The sequence below is a fragment of the Methylocaldum sp. GT1TLB genome (genome assembly GCF_051027445.1).
Classification (GTDB): Bacteria; Pseudomonadota; Gammaproteobacteria; order Methylococcales; family Methylococcaceae; genus Methylocaldum.
In genome coordinates this window covers 453,186-465,705 of the sequence record NZ_CP194898.1, presented here as the reverse complement: position 1 = coordinate 465,705, position 12,520 = coordinate 453,186, and the positions used below count along the sequence as shown (strand labels likewise).

General features: G+C 58.7%; 9 protein-coding genes. 7 read left to right on the top strand and 2 right to left on the bottom strand.

Annotated elements, in window-relative coordinates; all coding sequences use genetic code 11:
- The first annotated feature begins 35 nt into the window (after positions 1–35).
- The 4 genes from ACR2R1_RS02045 to fae all read left to right on the top strand — a co-directional run bounded on the left by ACR2R1_RS02045 (position 36) and on the right by fae (position 3,845).
- Positions 36–2,552: a YdbH domain-containing protein gene (locus tag ACR2R1_RS02045; protein ID WP_434112442.1), complete on the top strand. Its 2,517-nt coding sequence runs from the start codon at positions 36–38 to the stop codon at positions 2,550–2,552.
- Positions 2,553–2,636: 84 nt separating this feature from the next.
- On the top strand, positions 2,637–2,837 hold the full coding sequence (locus tag ACR2R1_RS02040; RefSeq protein ID WP_346425842.1) for a YnbE family lipoprotein: 201 nt from the start codon (positions 2,637–2,639) through the stop codon (positions 2,835–2,837).
- Between the two features lie 18 nt (positions 2,838–2,855).
- A complete protein-coding gene (locus ACR2R1_RS02035; RefSeq protein ID WP_434112440.1) occupies positions 2,856–3,212 on the top strand; it encodes a YdbL family protein in 357 nt (118 codons plus the stop codon).
- 96 nt (positions 3,213–3,308) lie between these two features.
- Positions 3,309–3,845, top strand: coding sequence for a formaldehyde-activating enzyme (fae, locus tag ACR2R1_RS02030; RefSeq protein WP_434112438.1), 537 nt, complete (start codon positions 3,309–3,311; stop codon positions 3,843–3,845).
- A 746-nt stretch (positions 3,846–4,591) separates the two neighbouring features.
- Here the strand turns inward: fae and ACR2R1_RS02025 are convergent.
- Together ACR2R1_RS02025 and ACR2R1_RS02020 are read right to left on the bottom strand one after the other, a co-directional pair.
- Complete coding sequence (locus tag ACR2R1_RS02025) at positions 4,592–5,797, bottom strand: exo-beta-N-acetylmuramidase NamZ family protein (RefSeq protein WP_434112436.1); 1,206 nt, start codon at positions 5,795–5,797, stop codon at positions 4,592–4,594.
- Positions 5,798–5,819: 22 nt separating this feature from the next.
- Complete coding sequence (locus ACR2R1_RS02020) at positions 5,820–6,371, bottom strand: DOMON-like domain-containing protein (protein WP_434112434.1); 552 nt, start codon at positions 6,369–6,371, stop codon at positions 5,820–5,822.
- A 297-nt stretch (positions 6,372–6,668) separates the two neighbouring features.
- Here ACR2R1_RS02020 and ACR2R1_RS02015 point away from each other — a divergent pair, with 297 nt between their 5' ends.
- The 3 genes from ACR2R1_RS02015 (at position 6,669) to ACR2R1_RS02005 (ending at position 12,474) form a co-directional block, all read left to right on the top strand.
- Entirely contained in the window at positions 6,669–7,814 is a 1,146-nt protein-coding gene (locus ACR2R1_RS02015; RefSeq protein WP_168183911.1) for a PAS domain S-box protein, read from the top strand.
- On the top strand, positions 7,814–8,257 hold the full coding sequence (locus ACR2R1_RS02010) for a response regulator (protein WP_434112431.1): 444 nt from the start codon (positions 7,814–7,816) through the stop codon (positions 8,255–8,257). Before ACR2R1_RS02015 ends, ACR2R1_RS02010 begins: the two co-directional genes overlap by 1 nt.
- Positions 8,258–8,565: 308 nt before the next feature.
- On the top strand, positions 8,566–12,474 hold the full coding sequence (locus ACR2R1_RS02005) for an EAL domain-containing protein (RefSeq protein ID WP_077730132.1): 3,909 nt from the start codon (positions 8,566–8,568) through the stop codon (positions 12,472–12,474).
- Positions 12,475–12,520: the final 46 nt, after the last annotated feature.

Below are 12,520 nucleotides of genomic sequence, written 5' to 3'. Positions count from 1 at the left end.
CGTTCATAGCCAAGTTTGATTCAAGAATACACCCGATGTTCGCGATGAAAGCAACCGGTCCCGCGGCTCAAAAACGGCGCTATTTCGTCCTGCTGGCCGGCATGCTGGCGCTCATCACGATATATTGGGCGGTCCCCGCAGTCATTGCGGAATTTCTTCGATACCGACTCGCCCTGGCCGGGTTTACTCGGATCGACGTCAATTCCGGACGCCCGTCCTGGGATGAACTGCGCTTCGACACCATTCAAATGAGCCGCCGTTCCGGAAACCGGGCGCTTACCCTGCGCGCGACGGGATTGAAGGCTCGCTATCGACCCTTGGAATTGCTGTCGGGGCGGCTTGTCAGCATTCGGATCGCAAGAGCAGAGGTCGAAAGCAGCTTTGTCGATAGCCAGGTGCCGGCTCAACATGATGCCGGCAAAAACATCGCACCTACCGCTTTCGCACCGAATCATTGGCTGTCCCGTTTGCCGGCGGATGAACTGTCTCTCGAGCGCTTAGACCTATATTTCCGAACTCCAGCAGGCGGTAATTACACGGCGCACGCGACGGCCCAGATCCGAAACGGACAGGGGACACTGACCGGAGAAATCCGTCCGGCGGAGGAACAAGCGTTCACGTTCTCGGCACATGCCGCCGTGAGCGGCGAGTTCGAACTAGATATCCGGCCTGCCGAAACTTCGGCACCTCCGGTCCTTCATGTCGCCAACCGTGCCGACGAAACCGAAAAAGGCCGCCTGAACATAGCCGGCTCGGCTCGGGCAAGGCTGGACGCCGTCAACGGTTTGCTGCGGCCTTGGTTCGGACCCGACCAAAAACTCCCGTTGCTGGCGGGCAGCGTCGAAAGCCGCTGGCAAGGCGCCGTTCCGGTTGAGGGCAAAACATGGGAAGGCGTGAAGATCAGCAGCGATCATCATCTCGAGATCAGGATCGAACCGTCGAGCGGCGCCATCCGAACCGCCGCGTCCAGCATCGAAGCTAGCGCTTGGATCGAAGGGAGCCGAATCCGTTGGCGCATCGGGGATAAATCGGAGTTGTCGGCGCGCATCAAGAGTCCGATGAACTCTCCGGCTGAGCCCATGGTCGCGATGACTTTCCCGAAAGGCCTGGCTGGCCTCGTCGAAATAGCACCGGAGAATCTGACGTTTAACTTCACGCCCGAATTTCCGATACATCTTGCCCCAGTCGACTGGAATGGCATCTCATCCTCCGGAATCGATGTCGAACTCGCCAATGGAGCGAAACTCCGCTACGGCACGGAACCCACCCGATGGGACTTCGAGCCTTTTACGCTCTTGACCCGGCCGGCAGCCCTAACTGCGCCGAAGGGCGCGATCGAGGCCGATGCGCTCAGCTTCGAGGTCGCCGAGCTCGGTGGCGGAAACGCCGGTTGGAAAGCTAGAGGCGATCTGCGCATTAAGGGCCTCAAACCGAAATTTCAGGGCAAGCCCTTACCCGCCGGCGACATACTGATCAAATTCCAGGGAGATTCGAAGCAGCTTGATCTCCAGAGTACTGCAACGCTTTCCCAGGGGAAATTGCTCCTTAACGGTCGGGCACGCCACCGATTCGCCAGCGGCCAAGGATCGGCGCAGTTCGAACTGGCACCCGTCGTTTTCGGTGAATCCGGCTTCACGCTGAGCCGATTGCTGGAACCCTGGCCTTTTCCCATCGACTTCCATGGGGGCCGTATCCACGGCTTCGGGGGCAGCTCCTGGAGCCGGTCGGCCAAGCATGGCGCCGGCGAAACGCTACGGTTCGAAAACGAGGTCACCGTCGACGCAAATGGTCTGGCCGGCCGATTCAAAACGATCCGGTTTGAAGGCTTGGACGCCCATCTCGTCCTGTCTGACCGAGACGGTTTACGAACCGTCGATCCCGCTCGAGTCAGTGTCGAACACCTGGATTCGGGAGTTTCCGTCACCCACCTGGACATGAAAGCGGCGGTTACAAGTTATGCCGGAAGCGCCGGCCCGATAATCGACCTAAGGCAGTTTGGCGCCAATATCCTCGGCGGAACGGTCCATGCCATTCCCGTTCGATGGGATACCGTCCATCCGGGGACCCCGGTGACCCTTACGCTAAAAGGGCTGTCCCTGAGTCAAATCATCGCGCTTGAAAGACACCAAGGCGTGGAAGGTTCGGGCCTCCTCGACGGACGACTGCCCTTGGAAATCACCAATACCCATGTTGCGCTCCGCGGGGGTGAGCTTGAGGCGCGTCCGCCCGGAGGCTGGATTCGCTATCGGCCGACGGAACAAGTCGAAGCGATGGCGAAAGACAATTTGAGCCTACAGTTCGTAAATGAGGCTCTGAGCAACCTCCAGTACAACACACTGAAGGTCAAGTCCGACAGCACCCCCAAAGGCGACTTGACACTACGGGTCGAACTGAGGGGTCACAACCCGGATTGGCAGTCCGGCCGGCCCATACATCTCAATCTAAACCTCCAGGAAAACATCTTGATGCTCCTGCGCAGCCTGAGCGTCGCCGACGATTTGACCGACCGCATGAACCGGCAAATCCAGGAGCATTACCGGAAAATACATTAGACGGAATCGATAAGGCGGCTAGATCTCGGGAAATCCCGATGCTATCCTCAGCCGCTCTTTTCGGCCTCGATACAGAAAACAACAATGATGCGAGACACTTTTTTTGCAAAGGTCTCTTCTGTCGCCGTGATGGCGCTCTTGGCAGCATGTACCCCTCGAGTCGAGTTAGCTGCGCCGCAGGAGCCCATCACCATCAATCTCAACGTCAAGATCGATCACGAAGTCCGGGTCAAAGTCGAAAAAGACTTGGAAGAGATTCTCTCGAAAGAGAGCGGACTGTTCTGATTCGAACGAGGATTTGCCATGTCCAAATATTTTCCTTTGCGTGGGGTCATTGCTCCCTTATTGGCGTTGCTGCTAGCCATGGTCGGCTGGCCGTCGCAGAGTTGGGCGATCGGTCTCGACGAGGCGAAGAGGCAAGGTTTGGTGGGCGAACAGCCTAACGGTTATCTCGAGGCGGTCGTGCCCAATCCGCCCGCGGATGTCAGGGCTCTCATCGCGGATATCAACGCAAAGCGCCGCCAGAAATACGAACAGGTCGCCAAAACCAACGGTACCAGTTTAAATGTTGTCGAGACATTGGCCGGGAAAACGGCGATCGAAAAGACTCCGCCGGGTCAGTACGTCAGATCGCCTTCGGGACGCTGGATAAAAAAATAGCGATGACTTCTTCGGAACTTGCCCGTCATCGGTCAACCCATCGGCCCCCTAGCCCCTGATATCACCGTCTTTTCCACGAAATGAAGGAGACATTCCATGTCCGACAAGATCATCTTCAAGACCGGCGAAGCCACCGTACTCGCCGCCGAGGGACAATATACCGACGCCATGCCGGAAATTCTGATCGGCGACGTGAACGGCCCGGTCGGACAAGCCTTCGCCAACATGATGGGGCAGACCGCGGGCCATACCCGCATGTTCGCGATCAGAGCCTGCAATCAGCAGGTGCGCCCGGCGACGCTGATGGTGCCGAAAGTCACCATGAAAAGCAGCGCCTACGTCAACCTGTTCGGCGGCGTGGTTCAGTCGGCCACGGCGGATGCGGTGCTGGATTGCGTGATCGAAGGCATTATTCCTCGCGATCAGGTCAATAACCTCTGCATCATCAGCCTGATCTGGATCGATCCCGAGTGCGCCAAAGATCCCAATCTGGACGAAAAGGACCTGTACCGAACCAATTACGATGCGACCAAACTGGCCATCAAGCGAGCGCTCAACGACGAGCCCTCCGTCGAGGAACTGATCGCCAACCGCGACACGATCAAGCACGATATGTACGATCCGGAGGCCTAACATCTTTCGGCCGTATCGAAACAAGAAACGCCGGCAGGAAGTCGGCGTTTCTTATCCCTCTAAGCGCGTTTCAGGGGCGTTCAGCCGGCTTTCTGTTCGCAAAGCCCGGTCCAATTTAGCCTCTGGCAAGAGGCCAAACGATGCTGGGCTCGGGAATCCCGTTCGGGTTTATCGACATAGGAATTGCTGCCTTAAATTCGCTGCCAATGGCGTTTCCCGTTTCGGCCGCTGGATTCACGTTTACTGCGGCTGGCGGTCGGTGAACATTCCCTCAACCTGCACATCTTGCTCGACAAACGGCTTCTGCCATGCAGCCTCGGACCCGTAAAAATCTTTGACGCGCTCTTCAAAGAAACGAGGCCAAAGGAGCCGTTTATCCGACCGGAAATGTTTCACAATAGTGATATCTGACCGACTTCTCACACTAAAACAATGCATTAGATACGTAAAATTCCCTGACGCCGCAAACAGGAAAACTGAGATGGAAATTGCATCATTTCCGTTACAAATGATGGGCCCACGGCATGAGCCGCTCCCGTCAGCTCGTTTTGCTCTATCTCGCAGAGCCAGATAATACGGGGCCTGCGAGCTATCGATAAGAATTTACGTGCTATTGCCCAAGGTCCAAAAGCCGCAAAAACAAACATGTTGCGGCAAAGAAACAAAGACTTGGACAGAGAACCATTTGAAACGTCGGCTGTTTTTGGCCGTATCCCCAAAACGGAAGAATACCGGCTAGAAACTGATCACCGATACAGCAGCAGCCCTTCCCGCTCTTCCTGCCATGCGCGTTCATCCGGCAACGTCAGCGCATCGAGATCGGAGGGAGCGGCATCGGCGGCGTCCACCCATTGGCGCAGCAGTTCGCTGCCGTTAATCAGATCGATGGCGAGACGATCGTATTCGTACTCGTAAGGAAAATCGCGCCAGAGATCGTAGTCCGGCCAGAGATTGCGAATCGCTTTGAATGCCAGTGCCTGCAAGCGCCAGGGCCGAAATCCTTGATGATCGTAGGCGCCATCCTCGACGTGAATCTGCACGCCTTCGCATAGCTTTCCGGCATGCTTGTGGAACGTCGGTTCGAACCAGCAGACGCGCAGCCGACAGCCTTGCAGCCAGTCCGGAGCCAGCGCCCGCATCTCGGCGACGATCCGGTTCGCGTCCAGATCGGGCGCGCCGAAAAGTTCCAAGGGACGGGTGGTGCCGCGGCCCTCGGACAAGGTCGTGCCTTCCAGCATGACCGTGCCGGCGTAGCAGCGCGCCATCCATAGATTCGGCGCGTTAGGGCTGGGATTGATCCAGGTGCGTTCGCCCAGCGGCCAACCGTAGCCCGGCGCATTCGCCGGGTCCCAGCCTTCCATCGTCACCACGTGGTAATCCACGTCGAGGCGCAGGCTCTCCACGAACCAGCGGCCCAACTCGCCCAGCGTAAGTCCATGCCGCATGGGAAGCGCGCCGGCCCCCACGAAACTCTCCCAACCGGCTCGCAATCGCAGCCCCTCGATCGGACGGCCCGCCGGATTCGGCCGGTCCAGCACCCAGACTGTCTTGCCTTTCTTGGCCGCCTCCTCCAGTACGTATCGCAAAGTCGTGATGAAGGTATAAATTCGGCAGCCGAGATCCTGCAGATCGACCAGCAGCACGTCGAAGCTGTCCATCATGGCGTCGGTCGGGCGCCGGACTTCGCCGTATAGGCTGAAGACCGGAATGCCGTGCGCTGGATCGGTGTAATCCGGCGACTCGACCATATTGTCCTGCTTGTCGCCGCGCAGACCGTGCTGAGGTCCGAAAGCGGCCGCGAGCTTGATGCCGTCGAGCGCGGCCAGCGCGTCCAAGGAATGAACCAGATCGGCGGTGACGGAGGCTGGATGAGCGAGCAAGGCCACACGGCGGCCCCGGAGCGGCTTGCGAAGATCCGGGCTGTCGAGCAGCCGGTCGATGCCAAACTTCATCGATGTCTCCTTGTGGCAAATCTCAGTTGTTGCCGGCGGAATCGAGCCTGAGCGCGAAACCGTCCGGGTGATGGAAATCCGGCTGGCCCGGCGGGTGCTTGAACGCCCAATACGATAGCCTGCCGTCCTGCTCTTCGATCACGGCAGACAATGCCAGGCTCAGGGTTGCGCTCTCGATCTCGGTCGATAGACCGTTCAGGTCGATCATTGCATTCAGCCCAAGCCGATAGGCATCGAGCCTCAGGGAAATTTTCGGAGGTGGGGCTTGTCTAACGACCGACATGCCGTCTCGATAAGACTCAAAATGATAGACGGCCCATTCGCTCGACGGCGCGAAATTGAATTCATAATACCCTTCGCGGTGCATCAGAAATGCCTCGAAGCAAGTATGCCGCCAAAGGCCGTCGGTGCGTCGTGCAGCCCGAGGGCGCGGAATATGTAGACCCGCCACATCCCCTTCGACCGTATACTCGAGGGCGAGCACCCCATCCGATGTCTTCTGCACACGCACCGTGAAACGGCGGATGAGCTCGCAGGGCGTGGACGGGTGACTATTCAACGGAATCGTTTGCATGGGAGGATTATATCCCGAGCCGACCGGGAGCCCGTACAAACCGCGCCGATTGAAGGTCCATGGCTATCCAGTACCGGCTAACCGGATCGACGATTGTCACGGAGCGTATGCGGGTAATGACTTTTTTACACCTAAAAAGGGGATTTTTTCAGATGACAAACGGTCTACGAACCAATAGCGGAACCGAGTACTGGGAACAGCGTTCGTTCGCCGCCTTGGACAGCGGACGAAGTCCGACCAGGAACACCATTATCTGCTTGAGGCATGTCGTCACTAATCGAGTCCGATAACAATCCGATGACAACGGGCTGCCCGTCCGGCGCGATCACCGGAACCGAGAGCTTCCGGGAATTACTGGAAACGGCGCCGGACGCTATAGTCATCGTCGACCGCGGTGGCCGGATCGCATTCGTAAACTCGCAAACCGAGAAATTGTTCGGCTACGACCGCAGCGAACTGCTCGGCCGCAACGTCGATATTCTGATGCCCGATCGTTTCCGCGGCGAACAGGCCGGGCGCAGCAATCCTTTTTTGGACGAATCGGGGGTTCGGCCGATCGATGCCGCATTTGACCTACACGGCCTGCGCCGGGACGGCTCCGAGTTCCCGGCCGATATCGGGCTCAGCGCGCTCGAATCCGAAAACGGCATCCTCGTTATCGCCTCAATCCGAGACATCACGGAGCGCAAGCATTTTGACGAGTCCCTGCGCGAGAAGATTCTCGAATTGGAACGGGCCAATCTGGCCAAGGACCATTTTCTGGCCGGCATGTCCCATGAACTGCGCACGCCGCTCAATGCCATCATCGGCTTCACCGGCACCATGCTGATGAGGCTGCCGGGGCCTCTCACCGCGGCACAGGAAAAACAGCTCCGGATCATTCAGACCAGCGCCAAGCATCTGCTGTCGCTGATCAATGATTTGCTGGACCTCGCCAAGATCGAATCGGGCAAAGTCAAATCCAATCCGGAACCCTTTGTGTGCCAGGAGGCGATTCGGGAGGTCGCCGAAACCCTGCGTCCGATGGCGGAACAAAAAGGCCTCGGACTCGATATCGAGCTTCCGCGGGACGACATCGTCATCGAAACCGATCGGCGCGCGTTCGTACAAATCCTAATCAATCTCGCGAACAACGCCCTTAAGTTCACCTCACAGGGCAAGATATCGATCGAGTTGAGCCGGCGCCATGAAAACGGCAACACGATGATCGACGTCAGCGTGCTGGACACCGGCATCGGGATCAAACCGGAAGACCAAGCCAAGCTGTTTCGGGCGTTTACCCAAGTGAACGCCGCCGCCAACCGTCCCTCCGAAGGCACCGGACTGGGCTTGTACCTTTGCCAAAAGCTGGCTTCCCTAATCGGCGGACACATCGATGTACGGAGCGAATACGGTGCCGGCAGTACATTCACCCTAAGCTTGCCGTCAAAGACATCTGGCTGATGCCGGCGCGTATACTCCTCATCGAGGACAATCCCGACAACATGGATCTAATGGCCTATCTGCTGGAAGCGTATGGGCATGTCACGCTTGCCGCCCGCGACGGCGAAGTGGGTGTGGAGATCGCCCGCCGGGAGCTGCCCGATCTTATTATTTGCGACATCCAGCTGCCCAAGCTGGACGGCTATGGCGTGATTCGGGAACTCAGACGCCGTACCGACCTCCGGAACATTCCCGTGGTGGCAGTTACCGCTTTCGCCATGGCAGGCGATTGCGACGCTCTGCTTGCTGCCGGGTTCGACGGCTATCTCTCCAAACCCATCGAGCCGGAGTCTTTCGTCGGGCAACTGGAACGTTTCTTGCCGAACTATTTGCGTTCCAACTCGCTGGGGTTCGATTTTGACCGACCTGAAGATGCCCAACATGAACGACCGGAGCATTCCTAGAGCGGCCAGAGCCGCGCCAGTCATTCTCATCGCCGCCTGGGCGCCTGGTGCCAAGGCACGGGAACTCATGCCGAGCCAGGGCGTCAACCGCTTGAAACCAATTAATCAGGCCCCTAAATACCCTCCTGGCGTTTACTGGCCATCGCCCAGGCCCGGTACACGCCCGGCCTGGGCTCACGCGGCTTGTCGCCGCACCGGGGCGTCCTTGCCCCGAAATAACTCGGCCTACATTTATGGGCCGGGTTAATAAACCCATCGAACCGCTGACTTGCTGAAAATGATCGAGCATTGTCTGGACGGAGCCCGGTATGGCTAAGATTCTGATCGTTGACGACCGCCCCCTAAACCGAGAGTTTCTGGTAACGCTCCTCGGCTACGGCGGCCATCGCCTGCTCGAGGCTTCGGACGGCGCGGAAGCTCTGGACCTCGTCCGAGCCGAGCATCCCGATCTGGTTATCACCGATATCTTGATGCCGGCTATCGACGGATACGAACTGGTAAACCGTCTCCGCGCCGAACCGTCGCTCGCGGATACCCGCGTGATCTTTTACACCGCAACCTACCGCACGCCGGAAGCGCGAAGCTTGGCCGAGGCCTGCGGAGTGACCGCCGTGTTGGCCAAACCCTCCTCGCCCGAGGAAATTCTCGGCGTCGTACAAAACGTGCTCGGGCTGCCCGCGATAGAACCCGACCGTCTGCCCGAGACGGCGACTCAGCGCGGTACGGAGTCGCTCGGCGATATAACCGGCCAACTCACCGGCTACTTCTCCGATATCGAGACGATCCGCCAGTCGGTAGCGCGGATCATCGAGTCCGCACCGGCGGCAGTCGGAGAGCCCGAGTTACGCGACATTGCCGCACGCTTCTCGATGTCCCTGACTCGTCTGCAGGAGATCAGTCTCAGGCTCGCCACGCTCATCGAGTTGGGACTGGAACTTACCTCGGTCCGCGATCCGGAACGGCTGCTCGAGACCTTTTGCCGGGCTGCCCACGACGTCTGTGCCGCCCAATATGCCGTCGTCGGCTTGCTGGAGGAGGACGAGGTACACCTGTGCCGGGTCTACACGCGCGGCATGGAAGACCTAACGATAGATCTTTCGAACTCGTTGCCGCCCAAAAGCGGAATTTTGGCCCGTTTGCTGACCGAACGCCGTCCACTGCGCGTTGCCGGATTGAGCGGCGATCCCGAGGTCTTGGGTCTGCCCGCCGCACACCCGCCGGTCCATTCCCTCCTCGGTTTGCCGATTGCATCCTCGAGCCGACTCTATGGCTGGGTTTATGTCGCCAATAAGGTGGGAGCGGCGGAATTCGACGAAATCGATGAGGATATCGCCGCTACCGTAACGGCCCAGGTGGCGACCGCTTATGAAAATCTCGGATTCTACGACGAATTGCAGCGCCGGGCCGTGGCCTTGCAGCTCGAAATCACCGAACGTAAGCAGGCTCAGGAGTCGTTGCGCAAAACCTTGCGTGCGCGCGCCGTGATGGCCGAATGCAACCATGCGTTGATTCATGCCCGGGAGGAGCACGACCTGTTCGATCAGATGTGCCAAACCATGGTCGAAGCGGGCCACTATCCGATGGCTTGGATCGGCGTGGTCCGCGACGAAGAACACAGAACGCTGGTCCCGGTCGCCCACGCAGGTTGCGAAGTCGGGTGCCTTCAAGAATGGCGATTCACCAAGATGGACACGGACAGCTGTTGCACGCCCGTCGGCAGGGCGATCCGCAGCGGAAGAACGGTTGTCGTGCCGGACCTGGCGATCATTCGGGAATGGCCCGGTTGGCGGGAAAACGTTCTCTCGCGGGGCTATCGCTCCGTCATCGCCCTCCCCCTCAAAACCGACTCCCATACATTTGGCGCCTTAAGCATTTACGACAACGTGCCGGGCGCGTTCGGTCCCGATGAACAGGCCCTGATGGAAGAGCTGGCGGACGATATCGCATACGGCATAGCCAACCTCCGAACCCAAGCAGCCCGCGATCGCGCGGAACGGCGTCTGACGACGCAATACGAAGTGGCCCGGATTTTGGCCGAGTCGGCAACGGTAGCGGAAGCGAGCCCAAAGATTCTGCAAGTGATTTGCGAGACTCTGAACTGGGATGTGGATGTGGGGGCGCTATGGGTGGTGGACGACAGGGCGAAAGTGGCGCGCTGCGCGGGCCTCTGGCGCAGGGACGGTTCCGATACCGAGGAATTCGCAGCGTCCAGCCGGTCGATGAGTTTTGCGCCCGGAGCAGGACTGCCGGGACGCATCTGGATGTCCGCAAAGTCCATCTGGATTGCGGATCTCTCACGGGACCCCAGCTTCTTGCGAGCCTCACTCGCCGGAAATGCCGGGCTCCGCGCCGCATTCGGCTTTCCGATACGCTTCGAGGGCCGGGTGCTCGGAGCCATCGAGTTTTTCAGCCGGGAAATCCGCAAACCCAAGGAAGATTTGATGAACATGTTCACCGCGATCGGCAGCCAAATCGGCCTGTTCGTGGAACGTAAACGTACCGAGGAAGAACTCAAGATTTCCGAAGAAAAACTGAGCAGCATCCTCGGCTCGATAGACAATATCGTTTGGTCTCTCTCGCCGACGACCGGCGAAACGCTTTACGTCAACGCCGCGGCGGAGAAAGTTTGGGGCCGGCCCGTCGCTGACTTCATGAAGAACAAGGACCTCTGGCTGCAAAGCGTCCATCCCGATGACCGGGAGCGGATGCAGAAAACCCTGGGAGAGCTATTGGAGACGGGTACGTTGACCGCGGAATACCGTATTCTGCGTCCGGACGGCGAAATACGCTGGCTGGAAGACCGGGTCAAGGTCATTTACGACAAGGCCGGAAACCCTATGCGTCTCGACGGCGTCGCAAGTGACATTACCGAGCGAAAGAAATATGAGGCCAGCATCGAGTACCTGGCGACCCACGATGCCCTGACTCATTTACCCAACCGCACCCTGCTCGCCGACCGCCTGTCCCAGGCGCTGGCCCACGCCAAGCGCACCGAGCGGCCTTTAGCCTTGCTGTTTCTCGATCTGGACCGGTTCAAGGATGTCAACGATAGCTTCGGCCACGCGCTCGGCGACGCCTTGCTACAGGCCGTCGCCGAGCGTCTCCAGGCGTCCGTCCGCGAGGGCGATACGGTAGCCAGGCAAGGCGGCGACGAATTCCTCATCTTGCTCTCGGATCTCGAAAGAATGGAAGACATCGAGTTCGTAGCCGTCAAGATCTTGCGGGCTATCGCCAAACCTTTCCTGATCGAGGGACGCGAACTGTTCATGAGCGGCAGCATCGGAGCGAGCGTTTATCCCGCCGACGGCGAAGACATGGAGACGCTGCTCAAGCATGCGGACACGGCGATGTACCGAACCAAGGAGGAAGGCGGCAGCGGTTTCAGGCTTTATGCCCGCGAAATGAGCCAGCGCGCGATCGAACGCATCAAAATGGAAAGCGCGTTGCGGCGGGCTTTGGAACAGCAGCAATTCGAGCTCTTTTATCAGCCCAAGGTCGAACTCAGGGGCGGAAGGATCATCGGCTCGGAAGCGCTGATCCGGTGGCGCCATCCGGACTTAGGCTTGGTGTTGCCTTCCCGGTTTATCCCCATGGCCGAGGAAACCGGTTTAATCCACGCGATCGGCTCTTGGGCTCTGAAAACCGCATGTTTGCAGAGCAAAGCCTGGCAGGATGCGGGACTGTCGCCGTTCGACGTCGCCGTCAATCTTTCGGCTAAGCAATTGAAACGCGGAAATCTCGTCAAACTGGTCAACCAGACGCTACGGGAAACCGGACTGGAAGGCCGCTATCTGGAATTGGAATTGACCGAAACCATGGTCATGCACGATCCCGAGCGTTTCATTCCGATTTTGGAGGAATTGAAAGAGTTGGGCGTAAAGCTTTCGGTGGACGATTTCGGAACGGGCTATTCCAGCCTGAGTTATCTCAAGCGGCTACCGTTCGACCGGCTGAAAATAGACCAGTCCTTCGTCCGCGACATCGCAACCGACACCAATGACGCCGTGATCGTGCAGACCGTCATCTCGCTGGGCCACACCCTTGGTCTCAAGGTCATCGCGGAGGGCGTGGAAACCCTGGAACAATTGACTTTCCTCTGCCGGCACAGGTGCGACGACATGCAGGGTTATTATTCGAGCCGTCCGGTCACGGCGGAGCAATTCGGCCGTCTGCTGCGCGAGAACCGAAGGCTGCCATTGCCGTCGATCGCGGCGTAGGGCGTCATGGGATAGGCGCCGATCAACAAGCCTTTGCCGACGAACG